Here is a 21,386-nt window from a genome sequence, read left to right on the forward strand (position 1 = left end):
AACATTGTGGATTATTTTTCACAGCTTGTGGAAAATTCTTACTATCTATGGTAAAATAGGTCTAGTATTAAACTTTTAAATAGTAAAGGAGGAGAAAGGATTGAAAGAAAAACAATTTTGGAATCGTATATTAGAATTTGCTCAAGAAAGACTGACTCGATCCATGTATGATTTCTATGCTATTCAAGCTGAACTCATCAAGGTAGAGGAAAATGTTGCCACTATATTTTTACCACGATCTGAAATGGAAATGGTCTGGGAAAAACAACTAAAAGATATTATTGTAGTTGCTGGATTTGAAATTTATGATGCTGAGATTACTCCTCACTATATTTTCACTAAACCTCAAGATACGGCTATCTCACAAGTTGAAGAAGCTACAAATTCAACTCTTTATGACTATAGTCCAAAGTTAGCATCTATTCCTTATTCGGATACGGGATTAAAAGAAAAGTATACCTTTGATAATTTTATTCAAGGGGATGGAAATGTTTGGGCAGTATCAGCCGCTTTGGCTGTCTCTGAAGATTTGGCCTTGACCTATAATCCTCTTTTTATCTATGGAGGACCTGGGCTTGGTAAGACTCACCTGTTAAACGCTATTGGAAATGAAATTCTAAAAAATATTCCAAATGCGCGTGTTAAATATATTCCTGCCGAAAGCTTTATCAATGACTTTCTTGATCACCTAAGACTTGGGGAAATGGAAAAGTTTAAAAAGACCTATCGTAGTCTTGATCTTTTGTTAATCGATGATATCCAGTCACTCAGCGGAAAAAAAGTCGCAACTCAGGAAGAATTTTTCAATACCTTTAACGCCCTTCATGACAAGCAAAAACAGATTGTCCTAACCAGTGATCGTAGTCCAAAACATCTAGAAGGGCTCGAGGAGAGGCTTGTCACGCGCTTTAGTTGGGGATTGACACAAACTATCACCCCCCCTGACTTTGAAACACGTATTGCCATTTTACAAAGTAAAACGGAACATTTAGGCTACAATTTTCAAAGTGATACTCTAGAATACCTAGCTGGGCAATTTGACTCAAATGTTCGAGATCTTGAGGGAGCTATCAATGACATCACTTTAATTGCCAGAGTAAAAAACATCAAGGATATCACTATTGATATTGCTGCAGAAGCTATTAGAGCTCGCAAACAAGATGTTAGCCAAATGCTCGTCATCCCAATTGACAAAATCCAAAATGAAGTTGGTAACTTTTATGGTGTTAGTATCAAAGAAATGAAAGGAAGCAGACGCCTTCAAAATATTGTTTTAGCCCGTCAAGTAGCCATGTATTTATCTAGAGAACTGACAGATAATAGTCTTCCAAAAATTGGGAAGGAATTTGGAGGAAAAGATCATACAACAGTCATTCATGCCCATGCAAAAATTAAATCTTTGATTGATGAAGACGATAATTTACGTTTAGAAATTGAATCAATCAAAAAGAAAATCAAATAACTTGTGGATAACTTTCGCTTTTTTATCTTTTTTATCCACATTTTTTAAACAAGCTAAAAAACTTGATATGACTTACTTTTAGTCTGTTTTCCACAGATTTCACAGACTCTATTATTACTATTATCCTTCTAATATTAAAAATAAATAAAGGAGAATCCATGATTCATTTTTCAATTAATAAAAATTTATTTCTACAAGCCTTAAATATTACTAAGAGAGCTATTAGTTCTAAAAATGCCATTCCTATTTTATCAACAGTAAAAATTGACGTGACCAACGAAGGTGTTACTTTAATTGGTTCAAATGGTCAGATTTCAATTGAAAATTTTATTTCTCAAAAAAATGAAGATGCTGGTTTGTTAATTACTTCTTTAGGTTCGATTCTTCTTGAAGCTTCTTTCTTTATCAATGTAGTATCTAGTCTACCTGATGTGACTCTTGATTTTAAAGAAATTGAACAAAATCAAATTGTTTTAACCAGTGGAAAATCAGAAATTACCCTAAAAGGAAAAGATAGCGAACAGTACCCACGAATCCAAGAAATTTCAGCAAGCACTCCTTTGGTTCTTGAAACAAAATTACTCAAGAAAATTATCAATGAAACAGCTTTTGCTGCAAGTACACAAGAGAGTCGTCCAATTTTGACAGGTGTTCATTTTGTATTGAGTCAACACAAAGAGTTAAAAACAGTGGCAACAGACTCTCATCGTCTAAGCCAGAAAAAATTGACTCTTGAAAAAAATAGTGATGATTTTGATGTCGTAATCCCTAGCCGTTCTCTACGCGAATTTTCAGCGGTATTTACAGATGATATTGAAACTGTAGAGATTTTCTTTGCTAACAATCAAATCCTCTTTAGAAGTGAAAATATTAGTTTCTACACACGTTTGTTAGAAGGAAACTATCCTGACACAGATCGCTTGATTCCAACAGACTTTAACACCACTATTACTTTTGATGTGGTAAACTTACGCCAGTCAATGGAACGTGCTCGTCTTTTATCAAGTGCGACTCAAAATGGTACTGTGAAACTTGAAATTAAAGATGGGGTTGTTAGTGCCCATGTTCACTCTCCAGAAGTTGGTAAAGTAAACGAAGAAATCGATACTGACCAGGTTACTGGGGATGATTTGACCATTAGTTTCAACCCAACTTACTTGATTGATTCTCTTAAAGCTTTAAATAGCGAAAAGGTGACCATTAGCTTTATCTCAGCTGTTCGTCCATTTACTCTTGTGCCAGCAGATACTGACGAAGACTTCATGCAGCTCATTACACCAGTTCGTACTAATTAAGTGAAAGAGGTTGAGCTTAGCTCGCCTCTTTTATGATATAATCGAAAAAGAAAAGGAGAGTAGTATGTATCAAGTTGGAAATTTTGTTGAAATGAAAAAACCACATGCTTGTACTATCAAGTCAACAGGAAAAAAAGCTAATCGTTGGGAAATTACACGTGTGGGAGCAGATATCAAAATAAAATGCAGTAATTGTGACCATGTTGTCATGATGGGACGCTATGATTTTGATCGAAAAATGAATAAAATTATTGACTGAGAACCCTTAGTTAGAGGGTTAGCACTTTATCCCTTTTTGTGTTAGATTATAATCCACACACTTTTAAACTTGTTTAGAGCGCCCAAAAGCTTGATATTGTTGAGTTTTTAAAAAATCTCATTTGATTAGAAATCATTAAAAGTTCCTAAAAATTCTCAAAAAGTACACAAAAAAAGCCCCACAAAAGGGCTAAGATTTGACGAGTTCAGCAGGCAAGAAACTAGCACGGTCAAACGTGCTTTTTTTATTGCTGGTTGCTGATAGGTATATTATACCATGAAGCGCGTGGTTTATAAGATTATGACCTCACAAAAACCCCCAGATTTGTTTCTAAGGGCTTCTAGTTTGTCCGTGGTGTTTTAGTTGTCCAGTACGAAACAAAGCAAAATAGGGGGCGAATATGAAGCCTACGCCTACATTTGACAACATTTATGCTTCTAACTCTTGTAGTAAGGTTAAATCTAAACCATCAAGGTCAAAATCTATGTTTAAATCGATGTCTATCTCCATATCCTCTAATTGGATATTCTCCAAATCAATCAAAAAATCTTCAATCATGTCATCCCCCCTCAATTAAATCTCAACATTTCTCAACAAAACACCACAAACGCCTACTTATATGCTTCTAGCTCTCCGTTCTGGTGGATTCTCGCAAAGTTTAAGACGGCTATCTGTTTGTATCGGTGGTAGCTAGTGGAGCTAGTACCTGCCATCTCTACGCATTCACTCATTGTTTTCTTCCTCATGTAGCAATAATGGATAATAAAGTATTTTCTGGCTCGCTTGTTCTCTATCTTATTGATATCGTTGGCGAATATTTCCAACCCCTCACGGATTGCTTTTTCATGTTCACCACTCAAATTCCACTGATCAGGTAAGACAAGTTTCCAAGCCTCTTCATCGATACTAACTTGGTTTTCACTCCCTGCCATCCTCTGGAATCTCAGAAAGTATGTCATCCTCTCTCTGACGTTCATCATCGTTTTAAACTTATCCAGCTCCATTAGTTCGCTCCTTCATGATATAATATTATTGAGATTATAGCTGAGGCGGAGCGCCTTGGCTTTTTTTGCTATTTCTCTATGTTCGCTCTAGCTTCAAATTCTTTCCCGTGAGAAAAAATGTACAATGACGGTGTGAAGCTCATAGAAGCGCGTGGGGAGGGAGATAGCCCCCATATCTCCTTATGGTTTGATAAGCAATTAAGGGATGTTTTTATTTCTCTTATTTCCTTGTCATTCTGCAAGCAATTAAGGCAAGTTATTTCTTTGCTTATCTGCTTATCATTTGGTAAGCAACAAATCCAAAATAACAGACTTTTAAACTGCTCTTATCTCCTTATCATTTGGTAGGAAAATAAGGGGAGTTATTTTAGTTCTTATTTCCCTGTCATTTTGTAAGGAGAAAATTCAAATTAAGGAAGCTAATAAGTCTCCTTATCTCCTTACAGTTTTTCAGGGAGCAAAATCAAAATAAGCGATGTTATTTCCTGTCTTATTTCCTTACCGTTTGACAAGGAGAAAAACGAAAATAAGGAGCTTTTAAATTCGTCTTAACTCCCTATCGTTTTGTAAGCAATTAAGAAGGCTTATTGTCGTCCTTATCTGCTTATCATTCTGCAAGGAGTAAATCCGAAATAAGAGGGGTAAAAACTCCGCTTATCTGCTTGTCGTTTCTCAGGGAGTTAAGGAGGGTTATTATTGCTCTTATCTGCTTGATAAATGATAGGGGGATATGGCCACTTTCTCGGCGTTCGCTCGGAGTTCAAGTATGTACACCCTTACCATTCTTCTGGTTCGCTAAACATAGATTCAGGAAAGCCACAAGCTGAAATCAAATACTGACAAGCACTATAATCTACCCAAAGCGCTCCATCTTCAGAATGGTGGAAATACTTGCCTGATAGCGCTCCAAGATATGCACCATTTTTATATATAGACACCCCACCTTTTCGGCTTGGTAACAGTCCAGTATATCCTCTACGCAGTCCATGCTTCAAAGCGTTGCTATTGCCATATTTTGGCTTTCTGTTGCCCCTGTTGCCTTTTGCTACTTGGTTGCCTGGTAAAAATCTCCCTCGGCTATCACGTTCCATATTGCATCCTTTCTACGGTGTTCGTTTGGTATTTTTTTGCCACTACTTCACAAAAACCTCACCTTTTCTAACCCTCGGTAAACCTCTCTACCTTGTGGTAACCTTGGGGCTTTTAAATACGCAACCTTGACAAAACCTTTACATTTTTTGCTCTTACCTCACCAAAACCTCACCATTGAAAAACTTCGATACCTTACCAAAACCTTACCGTTCTATGGTTCTAAAAAAGTAGCTATACCTTAGGGTAATCTTAGGGTTCTATCACTGGAAAAAAGCCCTGTACCTTGCTAAAACCTTGCTATTTTGAAGTATGTGACCTTAGCCTAATCTTAGCCTATTTTTAATATTTTTAAATACACAACCTTGTACTTTTTATATATGTAACCTCACCCTTACCTCACCCTTTTTTTGGAACGCTCTGCTTACTTAAACCCTTGATATATCTAGCTTTTTTAACATTTAAACCGTCTAATATGTAATATTTGTTCGTTTTGTAAATTACACACTACTTCATATTGTCTCACAATCTCGAACCATTCAGCCAAAATCTATCCCCTTTTTCAATATACTTCAAAAACTTCTTATAGTGCTTATGATACCTGTCACGCTTCATATACCTTGGTCTTTCAGGGAAACCATCAAACATATATCTACCACGTCTAGGACTCCACCCTGGTTCTACCTTTCTGGCTTCTTTTAGTGCAAGCTCCCAGTAGTATTGGCAATCCGTTTTACTACGGTTCAGGGTACTCTTGTGGATATCTAGACAAGTACCGCAACTAAAATATAAATACCGTTTATAAAGTAACCTGCACCGTCTCCCACAATCAGGGCAAAGAAAGAAATATCGATTACCTCCCTTAGTTCCTGCTATTCTGTCTAATTCAAATGACTCTACACCAAAATCAATCATTAAATTATTCAAATCAATCTCTAAACGTTGACCGTCCAACTCTGCTATACCCTTAGATATTCCTCTCAGCTTCATTGGTTTAGTGATTGTTTCTATTGCTAACTGCTTCATTATTTCCCCCTATATGGAAAAACCCAAAACTATTGACTTGATAGCAAAAAGGGGATTGCTCCCCTGTGTTCTACTTCAAATGCTCTGTATAACCAGCAAGGCCTTTATATTCGCCCTCTACGTCCAACTTTTGGAGTAGGCTAATACTTTCATCGCCCAGCATTTCCAACGTACCAAAAGCAGTCATAGAGTCCATAGGGATAGGCTTATCAGAAAGCAAGCGATCAGCATAGTCTAATAGTTCTAGCTCGTAGTCTGTTACTTTCTCCAGCAAACTCTCAAAATCCTCTGACTCTTTGAGTTGAAGCACGCGCTCCCGTTTATAACGTTCCTCAAATGCTTCAGCCTCTTCTGGTTGTTTGTGGTAGTCTTTAAAGCTATCACAAATACGCTTGAAAGTCTTGTTTAGCTTGTGATCTTCCACATACTCAGCGACAAGCGTTCCCTTATCCTTGTAGGTCAATGAGATTACAGGCTGGCAATATGTTCCAGTCATATATCCCAGTAGCGCGTGACCTGCTACTTGAGCGGTCGCCTGATCACAAAAATAGTAAGTGAAAGTGAATGTTTTTGCTTTATCTGAAAATGTTTTTAATGTCATGTTGTTTCTCCTGTTCTGTTATTTGTATAGAACCATCACACTGGTTAGTGTATCCATATCCTCACTATTCCCCACTGTTGCCTCTGTATATTTCACGTCAATAACTTCAACGCCTGCCATAAAACCATTTACCTGGCTTTCCAATTCCCAAAGGGCTTTCTTGTATTTCTGATGAAATAGTTTAATTTTCATGTTGTTTTTCCTCTTTCTGTTTTTAAGGGTGTCACTAGTAGTTACACCATTGCAAGGGGGTCGGTACTATCTACCCCATTTTGTTTAAATGTTTTAGTGTTTGTCAGGTACTGCTTTTAGTTCGTTGATCTTTCTTTTACATCCGTCATGTTCCACTTCCTCTTTTTTATTTTAAGGTAAATTATGTAATATTTTTCGTGTTCTGTGACCTTCTGTGACCTTCTGTGACAAAGAACGTCACACGTTCAAACCCTTGAGGCTCTAGGTGTTTCACCACCCCTGTGACCCTGTGACGTTCTTTTGTTTTATCGTTCCTATATATATAAATACTGCATTTTTCTCTATACATAAGAGTTGGAAAGAATGTCACAACGTCACACCTATTCCCCTAAAGCTAGATATATCAAGGCTTCAAGGGGTGTGACCTTCTTTTTTGAGAACGTCACACAACGTCACACTTTTTCAAAGAAAAGCTGTATTATCAAGGGTTTCAGCAAAAAAAGAACGTCACACTTATTCTTGTTTAGTAATAGAGTGTTGAGGTGTCCGCATTTTTATCTTGTCAACGTCCCATGCCTCTAGTTTTTCAAAGTCTTCTGGAGGAACTCTTTTCTTTCTTAGAGAATACCGATTGGGTGTCAACTGTTGTAAGTGCTTGATAGTTTCTTTACCAGCCCCGTAAACATTAGGCTTGGATATTCCCATATCTTCGGCATAGTGCTTTAGTGATCTCGTAACGATAAAGACAGGTACTACGTCCAGCTCATGCCAACCTTTTTCCATGTATTCATGCTTAACCCATGAAAGCAAGTAGTCATTATCCTCTTGGTATTCTTCTAGGAGTCCTTTAACTGCTTTAGGTTCGATAAAGTGAGTAAATGGCTCTTGATTGATAGCTTTGTAGAGGGCATATTCTAGGACTTCCTTGTTTGCTAAAAACTCATTTTTTATCCAAGGCTTTTCCTTCTCCCCGTTAAAATCAGCATTAAAAGGGACGATCATAATTCTACGATACCAGCCTTTTGTCTTGTTGCCACCGTTGGGGATATAGTTCCCTGAAAAGATATTGAATAGCTTGAAAGTTGCTTCAAACGCTGGGCGTCCTTTGGGGTTGACTAGGACTGTATCGCCACTAGTGATACTCATTAAATCAGACGGATTTTTTAAGTATTCGTTTGGCGCTTCATCCCCAATATTACAAACCTTACCTACCAAGGTCTCCAAGTTATGCTTTTCTCCGAACTGTGCAGGCTTCAAGGCTGATATATTACTTTCCCCTATCAGATTGATAAGGAAGCGCTGGAATGTCCCTTTACCATTGTTACCGTCCCCGTAGAAGATAGCAAACTTATTTCGGGTATGGTTAGGGTTAATAGCTTCAAGGATAATCTGCCAAAACAGTGTTACCAGTTCACTATCATTACAAGCGATTGAGTTTAGCCAATCATCAAAAGTTTTGCCCTCTCTATCTGTTGGGACTCGTTTAGGCGCGTGGTAGGCCGTGCTTATCTTACTTGTAATTACATACTTAGGACTAAAGGGGAGTAGTTCCTTAGTTTCTAAGTTGATAATGCCGTTCTGTACGGGAATAAGGTTAGCACTTTCTAAAGGTTTTCGTATCTTTGCCAATGTTCTAACCATCAACTTAATCTGTGGCCACTCTCTGGGTTTAATTCTAACGTCAAAGGTCTTACACAAAAGATTGAATAGATCATTACTAGCGGTATAGATACCCTCGTCTAAATCATAGATATAGAGCAGGCTATAATCAGGTATATTGCTCTTGCTGATAAAAGTAAATGTGACAATCTCGCTCAGTATTTTTGCTACTGTGAATGTCTGAGGCATGGCAACCTTTTCGGTAACGTCCCCTGTGGTCTCATTTACCTTAGTTTCAGTATGTTCTGCCCGCCATTCTTCTCCAGCTTTAAAGATACGATTTTCAAGCTCCTTCATCGTTCTAGGAGGGTGTTCTTGCTCCATTACCTCCATGATTTCACTTTTTAGGTTTGCTAATTCTTCTAGTTCTATGGTTCTAACCTCTCTTTCTATACTCAGCCCGTGCTATACTGCTAAAAGTGCGGTCTAGCTCCTCAATAGGCAATGGTTCAACTGTCACACTATTGGCTATCTTTGTAAGTTCATAGGCTGTCTCTAGGTCACAATCAACCCACTTATTAAAGAGTAAGCCTACAAATCGTGTCACTGCCACGTTACGCCCTCCCTCGTCTCCAAATCCGTTGAAAAGCGTGTCAATGATCCTCATAGTCATTGACCTCTGGCCACTTGCTCTAGGCTTGTAACGCTCAGTAGTTTCTTGCTTCGCTCTTGGTTCAACCTTGGGGACTGGATAATCAAGTCCATGCTCCACAATCTTTTGATAACTTGCTGGGTCGCCTGTTGTTACTGGTAGCCCTCAGTCGTCCCCTGTATATCATCATAATCAAGGAAAATCAAATCCCGATAGATTAGACTGGAGTTGTTTCGCTTGTAACTGCCATGCTTTTCTGGCGTCACTTTCCCACTGATACAGTAAGGCGCTTGTGTACGTTTAAATTCTTCAATGTTTGCCCCTTCAGGAACTACTAAGGGCTTGAATCGTTCAATATACTGGAATGGCTCAATCTTATCAAATGGATAGACAAGATTACTCTGAAAGCCTTTAGCCTCATAAATTGTCATACTACCGCCCCTTTTTGCGTTTCTTTTTTAACTTCTTCAGTAGCTTTTGTTCTTGGAACTGTTCCAAAGATCTGCCACGGTGCTTATACAATTTAATGTCATGATAATGACCTCCGCCTTGTGCTGGGTGTATGTTATATCTACCCATTTTCTACCCCCAGAAACTTCCAGATGTCAGTTATTTTATAATAAACCTTTCTTGTATCTTCAAGCGGTGGATGGTATCGCCTTAGCCCTGCTTTTTCCCACTTTTGGAGTGTCAGATATTTTATATCTAACTCGCCCATGACTTCCTGGGCCGAGATTAAACCTGTCAATCGTGGTTTGACTGTATCACGCGCTTCCAGGTATCTTTCCACTACTTCCAGAATGCCATGCGCTAGGTCTTGCTCGCTTTCTCGGCTTAGGCTAAACATATCCGCCCACCTCCTTCAAGGTTTCTTTGTAGCTTTCTAGGTCGCTGTTCATCAACACCGCTAGGCGCTTTTCTTCTTCTCGTATCTGATTGTAAAATGTTTTTGCTCCGTCCAGTAGCTCCTCTTTGTTAGCTGGGATAAAATATCCTCTAAATGTCCCATGGCGAACCCCAACAATAGGAACGCTATGGCGCGTGATTAGACGGCTGATAATATCTTGCACGGTTCTTTCTGCTAGCTTAGTGATCAGGCTGATTTCTGCCCCTGTTATGGAGTTCTCAGCCCCCACTTTTATTAGTCTTAAGACTCGCTTATCATTCTCCGATAGGCTCATTCAGTTCCTCCTCTCCTTTGCTTTTATTCAAAAAGGTTATTTGTCCGCTCGCTACCCCTCGCAAAATATCTTTTTGAGTTTCTATGATTGTATCAAGGGTTTTCAAAATAGCTGTCTTAGTCTCTAAATCCAACGTTTGTTTTGTCAACAAGCCCATAGTTACAGCTAACTTTGTTGCATTGTCCATACACGTAGCTAGAAAAATCTCTTTAGTAAAATAAGGTTCATCTGGTATTTTTTCACTATCAAGGTATATCTTCACTATGTAACTCATTTCATCCCTCCGTAAACTCTTACCCCTGCAAGCTGGATATATCGCCCATAATCAGGGTTTAAATCCTCGCTAGGTGTTTCTATCGTCTGTTGGTTTTCTCGCTCAATTTGGGCGCTTTTTTTGCGGTCTCGGTGGTTTAAATAAAGCAATAAGCCAATCAATACCACCATACAGATTACCGCCTGTGTATTGGTCAAATCTAATTCATTCATGTCATGCCCTCGCTTTGTAATTCTTGATATAGTCCACTTGATCAGTTCGCTCCATCTTCAAAAACTCATCCACCTCTTCGGGTGTTACCTTTCTATCTAAAAAATCAGCAATAAACTGAAAGACGCTGGGGCGTTCTGACTTGATTTCAGCCATTACTTCATCAAATTCTGATTGTGTCATATTGTTTAGGTATAGTGTCATTGCATTGCCTCCTCAAACTTCTCTATAAGACAACTTTTATTTGCTTTTTGAGTTCCTTTTTTAGAGTTAAAAAGAATATCTTTTAAGGTTATAGTAGCCTCTAAATACTCCTTTTCAGCATGTTCTATATACGCCTGTTGCTCTGCTTCATTGTCAAAAAAGTGCTTAGCTTGGCGTTTAAAGAATGCTTGTCGCATAGCGTCCATTTCAAAAATACCAGGGTTGAAAAACATTCCCGTAGTTCTTTTAGAGAGTGCTTCGATTTTATGGCTGTCATTCAATTCAGGAAGTTCAATCCAAAGTAAGCGGTGTAAATCTTCTTTGATAGACTTTATCTGATTTGCCAACAAAGAAAGTCCGAATAGATCATTTTTTTCGCTAATTTCTAGCATTTCTGCGCTAATTCTGTCTATACGTCTAGTCAAATTCTCGTATGTTGTTTCTTCCATGTTTATTACCTCTGTTTCTATGTTGTGTAATTGCCCTAAGAGCTTTTAATACCTTTTACTATCCAGGATATCCTCACACTCAAAGTTGGGCGATGGCGAGTGTGGGGATTTTGAATGGTTGTTTCTTATACAGTTTTTCTTGCAATGAAGTTCCTCACGCTCAGAGTCGCCAAATTGAAAGCGTGAGAAAGTACCAGTTTTAAGAGTTGGCGCTCTCCGTATGGTCAAATTGCCCTAAATATGCTATAATCTAGGTATAAATCTTTACTAAAACCTCTTTGATAATAGCTTGCCTGCTTTGTTAAATTCGTTTTAGTGTTAGTGTGAAAGGCTCTGCGGTGTGGTTATTGCTAAGCCTTTTTTGTTGCTCTCACGCGCTTCTTTGGCGTGTTTTTTTATTTCTGAATGCCATAGCCTTGATTTCCTGATAACTCATATTCAAGCCAATCATGGCTATTACCATATCCTCAAAGGCTTGATATTGCTCCAGCTCGTCACTTGTCAAGCTATCAATGCCATTATAGCCCCCACGTTCTTCCCTTAACTGCTTAGCGTTCCTGTCGGTTACTGCCTTCAGTAGCAAGTTGTTCATGGTGCTATGCGCGTGCTTGGGTGCTTGTTCCCAGTTCTCAATACTGTCATGCAGTGTTTTTCTTTTTGGCTTTTCTAGCGCCCTCTGCATACGAAACTTAGAAAGTTCCTCACGCATTTCAAAAAATGCTTTGACTAGGTTGGTTTTGAAGTTGGCCACTTGCTCGGTGTTCTTTAAGAATGTAACTAACAAGGTCGCTTGTTGTTCGTTCAAAATATAGTCCTTGGTATTCTGGCCACTTTCCATAGCTTGGATTTTAAATCCAACCTTTCCGAACTGTTCAAACCTTGCTTGATGCTTGCGGATCGTCTTGGTTATTGTGTGATGTTGCAATCCCGTGTATTCTGCAACAATACTGCTTAATGTGTACGGCTCTTTCTTGCCGTCCATGTAGACTAGTTCCATTAGTTTGCTCCTTTCTTAGATTTCCTTTTGATTTAGTTCTATTTTTTTCGTACTATCTCCTAAAAAAATATCGTCCAGTTTTACCTGATACAATTCCGATAACTCTTTAAGTAGCTCAAAAGGGATTAGCGTACTATCTTTTTCGTACTTTGAGATAGTCTGAAAATTCTTATTGACCTTCTTAGCCACTTGGCGCAAAGTAAAACCTGCATTTACTCGACACGCTCTTAGCGTCCATTGTGCCATATTCTTATAGCTCCTTTCAAGATTGATAAAATCATAGTACTATTTTTTTCGTACTTTGTCAACGTTGTTGTTGAAAAATTTTATTTTTTTCGTACTTTGTCTTTTTTGTGTTATAATCAGGTTGTAGAATTAAAGTAAGGGAGTTTTTAACAATGGCAAAAAATAGCCCTCAGGATTTAAAGAATAGAGAATATTTCTCTAATAATCTTAACCGTGTTATGAAAGAAAAAGGTATCAGACAGATAGACCTGCATAATGCTTTAGAAATTCCTAAAAGTACAATAACTGGTTATGTAAAAGGTAGATCAATGCCAACATCTGGCAATCTTCAAAAACTTGCTGATTATTTGGGAGTGAAAAAATCTGATCTTGACCCTCGCTTTTCTGACAAAGATGTTTACAAAGAATTTTTATATATGTTAGATAAACAATTAGACGAAGAAAAATACCTCGTAAAAAATGTTTCAAAAGATAAAATTTTTCAGAAAGTAAAAGAGAGAGAAAAAAGGGACAAGGAAATAATTGAACTAGCAAAGAGTAAAAATTTCCCAATCAGTCCTGAAGAGTTTCTCACTACTATCACTGAATCATTAAATGAATACAATCCCAAAGACAACTATGAAGTTTTAAATGCCCTTGCGCTAAAGACAAGTAATATCCTATTCTGGCTAGATATTGTATTTCAAAAAACAAGTAGTGAATTCTACATAGTTTTTGAAGATAAGGAATTCAACCAAGAATATTACAACAAATTATATAAAAAGTTTGAAAATCTATTTGAAGAAATTAAGTCTTTAGCTCTTCAAGAAGCTAAGAAAGATAAAGAAAATCTAGATGATTTTGCGTTACTTTGGGGTATAGACTAACCCACGCGCCACAATGTCCAACAATCCTGAAGCGCGTGGATTTTCGAGCTTCGTTCGAGCTTCAAGCCTATATAAGCCCCATATCTACTAATTTTGTTGATATCAACAAATGTCAACCACTTACAATATTTTAGAAAGGATACCTTATTATGGAACTCCAACAGTACGATGAATTAACTTTTGAAAATATCAAACACATAGACGAAAATGGAGTAGAATTTTGGTATGCTCGGGACTTACAAAAGACCCTTGAGTATACAGAATGGAGAAACTTTCTTCTAGTAATTGATAAGGCAAAGATAGCTTGTGATACCGCTAAAAACCCCATTGTAGAGCATTTTGTTGACGTCAACAAGTCAATTTCAAACGGTTATAATACAACAAGAGATATCAAAGATTTTAAACTTACCCGTTACGCTTGTTACCTTATTGTCCAAAATGGCGACCCACGAAAAGAAGTTATAGCACTTGGCCAAACCTATTTCGCGTTGAAAACTCGTCAACAAGAGCTACAAGAAAACTTTGACAATCTTACCGAAGAACAGAAACGCCTTGCTATCCGTGATGAAATAAAACATCACAATAAATCATTATCTGAATCTGCTGGCAATGCTGGCGTTAAAAACTTTGGAAGATTTCACAACTCAGGATACAAGGGGTTATATGGTGGGTTAACTATGCAGGATATTCATAACCTCAAAGAACTAAACGAAGGGGAGCATATTCTGGATTTTATGGGGAGTGCTGAATTAGCTGCTAATTTATTCCGTGCCACTCAGACCGACGAAGTTCTACGACGTAGAAACATAAAAGGCGAAGATCTCGCAAATGATACCCATTTCAACGTAGGGCGAACCATTAGAAATACCATGAAAGAACTCGGAACAACCATGCCGGAGAATCTTCCTACTCCTCGGGAAAGTATACAAGAGTTGAAAAATAAACAGAAAGAACTTGAAAAACAAGCCGATAATAACCAACTTTCGCTCTTTGACGATATGTAATAGCGGGCAATATTAGCCCCATATCCGCCTTGTTTCCTACTCTGGTATTATTTACCGTCTGACTACTTAAAAACGAAAATAAGGGGGTTCTCGTAGCCCCTAGCATGATATAAAACCTTTTTGATAATGGCTTGCCTGCTGATGTATTTTAGAAAGGTTTATCATCATGAAAATAACAGAATACAAAAAGAAAGACGGGTCAATAGTCTACCGCTCCAGTATCTATCTGGGTACAGATACAGTAACAGGTAAGAAAGTCAAGACAACTATATCAGGCCGAAACAAGAAGGAACTCAAAACCAAAGCGTTACAGGCTCAAATAGAGTTTGAAAAAGACGGGTCAACAGTATTTAAAGCGGTTCAAATCAATACCTATGCCGAACTGGTGGAGAATTGGCTAGAAACATACTGCCATACGGTTAAAAAATCTACCTTAATGGGTACCAAATTCAAAATAGATAAATATCTACTTCCAGCTTTCGGAAACTATAGGCTGGATAAACTGACGCCCCCAATCATTCAAAGTCAAGTTAACCAGTGGGCAAAAGACTATAATCAATTAGGCGAAGGATTCCAAGAATATCCGCTCCTTCACTCTCTAAACAAACGCATACTTAAATATGCCGTATCTTTGCAAGCTATACCCTTCAACCCTGCCCGTGATGTCATTATTCCACGGCGTAAACTCAAAGAAGGGCAAAAACTGAAATATCTGGATGATGAGAATTTGAAAAAGTTCTTAGCTTATATGGATCAGTTGCCAAACACTTACAAAAATTTCTTTGATACGGTGCTATATAAGACGCTTTTAGCTACTGGTTTGCGTATTCGTGAGTGTTTAGCCTTAGAGTGGTCTGATATTGACCTAAAAAACGGTACACTGGACGTCAATAAAACGTTAAATATTATCAAAGAAATCACTAGCCCTAAGACTAAATCAAGTATTAGGGTAATTGACTTGGATAATAAGACGGTGCTCATGCTACGGCTCTATAAAGCAAGACAATCCCAAATAGGAAAAGAAATGGGGTTGACCTATGAGAAAGTATTCTCTAATAGCTTTGATAAGCATATAGACGCTAGAATGCTTAGTTTTAGGTTAGTAAAACATTTGGAACGTGCTGGATGCCCTCGTTTTACGTTCCACGCCTTCCGACACACTCACGCTAGTATCTTGCTCAATGCTGGACTACCTTACAAAGAGATACAAACACGGCTCGGCCATGCAAAACTTTCTATGACCATGGATATTTATAGCCACCTATCCAAAGACAATCAGAAAAATGCTACTTCATTTTATGAAAAAGCTATTGAAAAATTAAAAAGTTCCTAAAAAAGTCCATAAAATTATTATTTCAGTTATGGGAAATAGCTATATCAAGGAATTTTAGCACTTTATCCCTTTTTGTGTTATAATATTAGGGATTGAAATGAAAACGGAGAATGAGAAAATATGGCTTTAACAGCAGGTATCGTTGGTTTGCCAAACGTTGGTAAATCAACACTATTTAATGCAATTACAAAAGCAGGAGCAGAGGCAGCAAACTACCCATTTGCGACGATTGATCCAAACGTTGGAATGGTTGAGGTTCCAGATGAACGCCTACAAAAATTAACGGAAATGATCACACCTAAAAAGACAGTTCCAACAACATTTGAATTTACAGATATTGCAGGGATTGTAAAAGGAGCTTCAAAAGGAGAAGGGCTAGGGAATAAATTCTTGGCCAATATTCGTGAAGTAGATGCGATTGTTCATGTAGTTCGTGCTTTTGATGATGAAAATGTGATGCGCGAGCAAGGACGTGAAGATGCCTTTGTGGATCCACTTGCAGATATTGACACCATTAACCTGGAATTGATTCTTGCTGACTTAGAATCAGTCAATAAACGTTATGCGCGTGTAGAAAAGATGGCACGCACGCAAAAAGATAAAGAATCTGTGGAAGAATTCAATGTTCTTCAAAAGATTAAACCAGTCCTAGAAGATGGAAAATCAGCTCGCACCATCGAATTTACAGATGAGGAACAAAAGGTTGTAAAAGGTCTCTTCCTTTTGACGACTAAACCAGTGCTCTATGTTGCTAATGTGGACGAGGATGTGGTTTCAGAACCTGACTCTATCGACTATGTTAAACAAATTCGTAAATTTGCAGCGACAGAAAATGCTGAAGTAGTCGTTATTTCTGCGCGTGCTGAGGAAGAAATTTCTGAGTTAGACGAAGAAGACAAGCAAGAGTTTCTTGAGGCACTTGGTTTGACAGAATCAGGCGTTGACAAGTTGACTCGTGCAGCTTACCACTTACTTGGACTGGGAACTTACTTCACAGCTGGCGAAAAAGAAGTTCGAGCTTGGACATTCAAACGTGGTATGAAGGCTCCTCAAGCAGCTGGTATTATCCACTCAGACTTTGAAAAAGGATTTATTCGTGCGGTAACCATGTCATATGAGGATTTAGTGAAATACGGATCTGAAAAGGCTGTAAAAGAAGCTGGACGCTTGCGTGAAGAAGGAAAAGAATATATCGTTCAAGATGGCGATATTATGGAATTCCGCTTTAATGTCTAAAAAATTTAATGAATAGTATCAATTAGGTTGGAAAAAAATTCCAACCCTTTTGGCTTTTGAAAGGAAAAATAAATGACCAAATTACTTGTAGGATTAGGAAATCCAGGGGATAAATATTTTGAAACAAAACACAATGTTGGATTTATGTTGATTGACCAACTAGCGAAGAAACAGAATGTCACTTTTACACATGATAAGATATTTCAAGCTGACCTAGCATCCTTTTTTCTAAATGGAGAAAAAATTTATCTTGTCAAACCAACGACATTTATGAATGAAAGTGGAAAAGCGGTTCATGCTTTATTGACTTATTATGGTTTAGATATTGAAGATTTACTCATCATTTACGATGATCTTGACATGGAAGTTGGAAAGATTCGTTTAAGAGCAAAAGGCTCAGCAGGTGGTCATAATGGTATCAAGTCTATTATTCAACATATTGGAACCCAGACCTTTAATCGTGTTAAGATTGGAATCGGAAGACCTAAAAATGGAATGTCAGTTGTTAACCATGTTTTGAGTAAGTTTGACAAGGATGATTATATTGGTATTTTACAGTCTATTGACAAGGTTGACGAATCTGTAAACTACTATTTACAAGAGAAAAATTTTGAGAAAACAATGCAGAGGTATAACGGATAAATGGTAACCTTATTAGATTTATTCTCAGAAAATGATCAGATTAAAAAATGGCATCAAAGTTTAACAGATAAGAAAAGACAATTAATGTTAGGCTTGTCAATTTCTACAAAAGCTTTAGCCATCGCTAGTAGTTTTAAGAAAGAAGATAAGATTGTTTTATTGACATCAACTTATGGAGAAGCAGAAGGGCTTATTAGTGATCTTATTTCTATCTTGGGTGAGGAATTTGTCTATCCATTTTTGGTAGATGATTCCCCTATGGTCGAGTTTTTTATGTCTTCACAAGAAAAAATCATCTCACGGGTTGAAGCCTTACGTTTTTTGACTAATCCATCTAAGAAAGGGATTTTAGTTTGTAATATCGCAGCAAGTCGATTGATTTTACCCTCTTCAACTGTATTTAAAGAAAGTATTATAAAAATTGCAGTTGGTGAAGAATATGACCAACATGCGCTTATCCATCAGTTAAAGGAAATTGGTTATCGAAAGGTTACACAAGTACAAACTCAAGGAGAATTTAGTCTTCGAGGAGATATTTTAGATATTTTTGAAATATCTCAGTTAGAACCTTGCCGAATTGAGTTTTTTGGTGATGAAGTAGATGGAATTCGTACTTTTGAAGTCGAAACACAATTATCGAAAGAAAATCAGTCAGAACTCATCATCTTTCCAGCTAGCGATATTCTCATAAGAGAAGAAGATTATCAACGAGGTCAGTTGACTTTAGAAAAACAAATTTTGAAGACTCTATCGCCGATTCTGAAATCTTATCTAGAAGAAATTCTTTCAAGTTTTCATCAAAAACAAAGTCATGCAGATTCTCGGAAATTTTTATCTTTGTGTTATGAGAAATCATGTACCGTATTTGATTATATCGAAAAAGACATACCAATATTCTTTGATGATTATCAGAAATTGATGAATCAGTATGAAGTATTTGAAAGAGAATTAGCACAATACTTTACAGAAGAATTACAGAATGGTAAAGCATTTTCTGAGATGCAGTATTTTGCAGATACAGAGCAAATCTATAAAAAACAGAGTCCGGTTACCTTTTTCTCTAATCTACAAAAGGGGTTAGGAAATCTCAAGTTTGACCAAATTTATCAATTTAATCAATATCCTATGCAGGAGTTTTTCAATCAATTTTCTTTTCTAAAAGAAGAAATTGAACGATATAAAAAAATGGATTACACCATTATTCTGCAGTCTAGCAATTCAATGGGAAGTAAAACATTGGAGGATGTTTTAGAGGAATACCAGATTAAATTGGATTCCAGAGATAAGTCAAGTATTTGTCAAGAATCTGTAAACTTAATCGAGGGTAATCTCAGACATGGTTTTCATTTTGTAGATGAAAAGATTTTATTGATTACTGAACATGAGATTTTTCAAAAGAAATTAAAACGTCGTTTTCGCAGACAACATGTTTCAAATGCAGAGCGCCTAAAAGATTATAATGAACTTGAAAAGGGGGATTACGTTGTTCACCATATTCATGGGATTGGTCAATATCTAGGAATTGAAACCATTGAAATTAAGGGGATTCACCGTGATTATGTCAGTGTCCAGTATCAAAATGGGGATCAAATCTCCATACCAGTGGAACAGATTCATCTACTGTCCAAATATATTTCAAGTGATGGGAAAGCTCCTAAACTCAATAAATTAAATGACGGTCATTTTAAAAAGGCCAAGCAAAAAGTTAAGAACCAGGTAGAGGATATAGCTGATGATTTAATCAAACTCTATTCTGAACGCAGTCAGTTGAAGGGCTTTGCTTTCTCAGCCGATGATGAAGAGCAAGATACTTTTGATGATGCCTTCCCTTATGTTGAAACGGATGATCAACTTCGTAGTATCGAGGAAATCAAGAGAGATATGCAAGATTCTCAGCCAATGGATCGACTTTTAGTTGGGGATGTTGGTTTTGGAAAGACTGAAGTTGCTATGCGTGCAGCCTTTAAGGCAGTCAATGATCACAAACAGGTTGTCGTCTTAGTTCCGACGACGGTTTTAGCGCAACAGCACTATACAAATTTTAAGGAACGATTCCAAAATTTTGCAGTTAATATTGATGTGTTGAGTCGCTTTAGAAGTAAAAAAGAGCAGACTGAAACACTTGAAAAATTGAAAAATGGTCAAGTCGATATTTTGATTGGAACACATCGTGTTTTGTCAAAAGATGTTGTGTTTGCTGATTTGGGCTTGATGATTATTGATGAGGAACAGCGATTTGGTGTCAAGCATAAGGAAACCTTGAAAGAACTGAAGAAACAAGTGGATGTCCTAACCTTGACAGCTACTCCAATCCCTCGTACCCTTCATATGTCTATGCTGGGAATCAGAGATTTGTCTGTTATTGAAACTCCGCCGACTAATCGTTATCCAGTGCAAACCTATGTTTTAGAAAAGAATGATAGTGTCATTCGTGATGCTGTCTTACGTGAAATGGAGCGTGGAGGTCAAGTTTACTACCTTTACAATAAAGTTGACACGATTGACCAGAAGGTTTCAGAATTACAGGAGTTGATTCCAGAGGCTTCGATTGGTTACGTTCATGGTAGAATGAGTGAAATACAGTTGGAAAATACTCTACTAGACTTTATTGAGGGACAATACGATATTTTGGTGACGACTACCATTATTGAGACAGGGGTGGACATTCCAAATGCTAATACTTTATTTATTGAGAATGCGGATCATATGGGCTTGTCAACCTTGTATCAGTTAAGAGGAAGAGTCGGTCGTAGTAATCGTATTGCTTATGCCTATCTCATGTATCGTCCAGAAAAATCAATCAGTGAAGTCTCTGAGAAGAGATTAGAAGCGATTAAAGGATTTACAGAATTGGGATCCGGATTTAAGATTGCTATGCGAGATCTTTCGATTCGTGGAGCAGGAAATCTCCTAGGAAAATCCCAGTCTGGTTTCATTGATTCTGTTGGTTTTGAATTGTATTCGCAGTTATTAGAGGAAGCTATTGCTAAACGAAACGGTAATGCTAACACTAACACAAGAACCAAAGGGAATGCTGAGTTGATTTTGCAAATTGATGCCTATCTTCCTGATACTTATATTTCTGATCAACGACATAAGATTGAAATTTACAAGAAAATTCGTCAAATTGACAACCGTGTCAATTATGAAGAGTTACAAGAGGAGTTGATAGACCGTTTTGGAGAATACCCAGATGTAGTAGCCTATCTTTTAGAGATTGGTTTGGTCAAATCATACTTGGACAAGGTCTTTGTTCAACGTGTGGAAAGAAAAGATAATAAAGTTACAGTTCAATTTGAAAAAGTCACTCAACGACTGTTTTTAGCTCAAGATTATTTTAAATCTTTATCCGCAACGAACTTAAAAGTAGGCATCGCTGAGAATAAGGGATCAATGGAGCTTGTATTTGATGTCCGAAATAAGAAAGATTATGAAATTTTAGAAGGTCTGCTGATTTTTGGAGAAAGTTTATTAGAGATAAAAGAGTCTAAGAAAGAAAATTCCATTTGATATTTTTCTTCTATAAAAAAATAGATAAAAATGGTACAATAATAAGTTGAGGTAA

24 protein-coding genes and 1 pseudogene are annotated in these 21,386 nt (G+C 37.3%); 9 read left to right on the forward strand and 16 right to left on the reverse strand.

Annotated elements, in window-relative coordinates; genetic code table 11:
* Nucleotides 1-100 precede the first annotated feature (100 nt).
* The 3 genes from dnaA to SP4011_RS00015 all read left to right on the forward strand — a co-directional run bounded on the left by dnaA (nt 101) and on the right by SP4011_RS00015 (nt 3,016).
* Nucleotides 101-1,462 carry a chromosomal replication initiator protein DnaA gene (gene dnaA, locus SP4011_RS00005; RefSeq protein ID WP_050242855.1) on the forward strand — a complete coding sequence of 454 codons (1,362 nt, stop codon included), beginning with the start codon at nt 101-103 and terminating at the stop codon, nt 1,460-1,462.
* Nucleotides 1,463-1,620: 158 nt separating this feature from the next.
* A complete protein-coding gene (dnaN, locus tag SP4011_RS00010; RefSeq protein WP_049511374.1) occupies nt 1,621-2,757 on the forward strand; it encodes a DNA polymerase III subunit beta in 1,137 nt (378 codons plus the stop codon).
* 64 nt (nt 2,758-2,821) lie between these two features.
* On the forward strand, nt 2,822-3,016 hold the full coding sequence (locus tag SP4011_RS00015) for a DUF951 domain-containing protein (RefSeq protein ID WP_000285186.1): 195 nt from the start codon (nt 2,822-2,824) through the stop codon (nt 3,014-3,016).
* 429 nt (nt 3,017-3,445) lie between these two features.
* On the opposite strand, the gene SP4011_RS00020 is transcribed toward SP4011_RS00015, so the two are convergent.
* The 16 genes and pseudogenes from SP4011_RS00020 to SP4011_RS00095 form a co-directional block, all read right to left on the reverse strand.
* Complete coding sequence (locus SP4011_RS00020) at nt 3,446-3,574, reverse strand: hypothetical protein (protein WP_338619381.1); 129 nt, start codon at nt 3,572-3,574, stop codon at nt 3,446-3,448.
* Between the two features lie 53 nt (nt 3,575-3,627).
* On the reverse strand, nt 3,628-4,020 hold the full coding sequence (locus tag SP4011_RS00025) for a transcriptional regulator (RefSeq protein ID WP_000417880.1): 393 nt from the start codon (nt 4,018-4,020) through the stop codon (nt 3,628-3,630).
* Between the two features lie 776 nt (nt 4,021-4,796).
* Complete coding sequence (locus SP4011_RS00030; protein WP_173225118.1) at nt 4,797-5,111, reverse strand: hypothetical protein; 315 nt, start codon at nt 5,109-5,111, stop codon at nt 4,797-4,799.
* A 520-nt stretch (nt 5,112-5,631) separates the two neighbouring features.
* A complete protein-coding gene (locus tag SP4011_RS00035; RefSeq protein WP_338619386.1) occupies nt 5,632-6,135 on the reverse strand; it encodes a hypothetical protein in 504 nt (167 codons plus the stop codon).
* Nucleotides 6,136-6,205: 70 nt separating this feature from the next.
* Nucleotides 6,206-6,736, reverse strand: a complete 531-nt coding sequence (locus SP4011_RS00040) for a hypothetical protein (RefSeq protein WP_166730635.1) — start codon at nt 6,734-6,736, stop codon at nt 6,206-6,208.
* A gap of 18 nt (nt 6,737-6,754) precedes the next feature.
* Nucleotides 6,755-6,928 carry a sporulation protein Cse60 gene (locus SP4011_RS00045; RefSeq protein WP_338619388.1) on the reverse strand — a complete coding sequence of 58 codons (174 nt, stop codon included), beginning with the start codon at nt 6,926-6,928 and terminating at the stop codon, nt 6,755-6,757.
* Between the two features lie 513 nt (nt 6,929-7,441).
* A complete protein-coding gene (locus SP4011_RS00050; RefSeq protein WP_338619390.1) occupies nt 7,442-8,911 on the reverse strand; it encodes a phage/plasmid primase, P4 family in 1,470 nt (489 codons plus the stop codon).
* Nucleotides 8,912-8,963: 52 nt separating this feature from the next.
* A pseudogene (locus SP4011_RS00055) lies at nt 8,964-9,610 on the reverse strand (primase alpha helix C-terminal domain-containing protein).
* 140 nt (nt 9,611-9,750) lie between these two features.
* Nucleotides 9,751-10,026 carry a hypothetical protein gene (locus SP4011_RS00060; protein ID WP_000492141.1) on the reverse strand — a complete coding sequence of 92 codons (276 nt, stop codon included), beginning with the start codon at nt 10,024-10,026 and terminating at the stop codon, nt 9,751-9,753.
* Nucleotides 10,019-10,360 carry a hypothetical protein gene (locus SP4011_RS00065; RefSeq protein ID WP_000058833.1) on the reverse strand — a complete coding sequence of 114 codons (342 nt, stop codon included), beginning with the start codon at nt 10,358-10,360 and terminating at the stop codon, nt 10,019-10,021. Before SP4011_RS00065 ends, SP4011_RS00060 begins: the two co-directional genes overlap by 8 nt.
* Nucleotides 10,341-10,634 (reverse strand): hypothetical protein, encoded by a 294-nt coding sequence (locus SP4011_RS00070; protein WP_338619392.1) that lies wholly within the window; start codon nt 10,632-10,634, stop codon nt 10,341-10,343. The genes SP4011_RS00065 and SP4011_RS00070 overlap by 20 nt, the downstream gene beginning before the upstream one ends.
* Nucleotides 10,631-10,846, reverse strand: coding sequence for a hypothetical protein (locus SP4011_RS00075; protein WP_338619393.1), 216 nt, complete (start codon nt 10,844-10,846; stop codon nt 10,631-10,633). Before SP4011_RS00075 ends, SP4011_RS00070 begins: the two co-directional genes overlap by 4 nt.
* Before the next feature lies 1 nt (nt 10,847).
* Nucleotides 10,848-11,048: a hypothetical protein gene (locus SP4011_RS00080; protein WP_338619394.1), complete on the reverse strand. Its 201-nt coding sequence runs from the start codon at nt 11,046-11,048 to the stop codon at nt 10,848-10,850.
* The gene (locus tag SP4011_RS00085; protein WP_000393196.1) at nt 11,045-11,497 is read right to left on the reverse strand and encodes a hypothetical protein; all 453 of its coding nucleotides are present in this window, start codon (nt 11,495-11,497) and stop codon (nt 11,045-11,047) included. Before SP4011_RS00085 ends, SP4011_RS00080 begins: the two co-directional genes overlap by 4 nt.
* A 370-nt stretch (nt 11,498-11,867) precedes the next feature.
* Nucleotides 11,868-12,494 carry a Rha family transcriptional regulator gene (locus tag SP4011_RS00090; protein WP_338619395.1) on the reverse strand — a complete coding sequence of 209 codons (627 nt, stop codon included), beginning with the start codon at nt 12,492-12,494 and terminating at the stop codon, nt 11,868-11,870.
* A gap of 15 nt (nt 12,495-12,509) precedes the next feature.
* A complete protein-coding gene (locus SP4011_RS00095; protein WP_000090006.1) occupies nt 12,510-12,740 on the reverse strand; it encodes a helix-turn-helix domain-containing protein in 231 nt (76 codons plus the stop codon).
* Nucleotides 12,741-12,892: 152 nt separating this feature from the next.
* Between SP4011_RS00095 and SP4011_RS00100 the strand changes: the two genes are divergently transcribed.
* From SP4011_RS00100 to mfd, 6 genes are all read left to right on the forward strand, one after another.
* On the forward strand, nt 12,893-13,606 hold the full coding sequence (locus SP4011_RS00100; RefSeq protein WP_001107589.1) for a helix-turn-helix domain-containing protein: 714 nt from the start codon (nt 12,893-12,895) through the stop codon (nt 13,604-13,606).
* Nucleotides 13,607-13,755: 149 nt separating this feature from the next.
* A complete protein-coding gene (dinD, locus tag SP4011_RS00105; RefSeq protein WP_020902143.1) occupies nt 13,756-14,610 on the forward strand; it encodes a DNA damage-inducible protein D in 855 nt (284 codons plus the stop codon).
* A 166-nt stretch (nt 14,611-14,776) separates the two neighbouring features.
* A complete protein-coding gene (locus SP4011_RS00110; protein WP_050242870.1) occupies nt 14,777-15,943 on the forward strand; it encodes a tyrosine-type recombinase/integrase in 1,167 nt (388 codons plus the stop codon).
* A gap of 120 nt (nt 15,944-16,063) precedes the next feature.
* Nucleotides 16,064-17,179 (forward strand): redox-regulated ATPase YchF, encoded by a 1,116-nt coding sequence (gene ychF, locus SP4011_RS00115; protein WP_061425847.1) that lies wholly within the window; start codon nt 16,064-16,066, stop codon nt 17,177-17,179.
* A gap of 72 nt (nt 17,180-17,251) precedes the next feature.
* Complete coding sequence (gene pth / locus SP4011_RS00120) at nt 17,252-17,821, forward strand: aminoacyl-tRNA hydrolase (RefSeq protein WP_338619398.1); 570 nt, start codon at nt 17,252-17,254, stop codon at nt 17,819-17,821.
* Nucleotides 17,822-21,331, forward strand: coding sequence for a transcription-repair coupling factor (gene mfd, locus SP4011_RS00125; protein ID WP_338619399.1), 3,510 nt, complete (start codon nt 17,822-17,824; stop codon nt 21,329-21,331).
* Nucleotides 21,332-21,386: the final 55 nt, after the last annotated feature.

The organism is Streptococcus parapneumoniae (assembly GCF_037076355.1).
Taxonomy (GTDB): domain Bacteria; phylum Bacillota; class Bacilli; order Lactobacillales; family Streptococcaceae; genus Streptococcus; species Streptococcus parapneumoniae.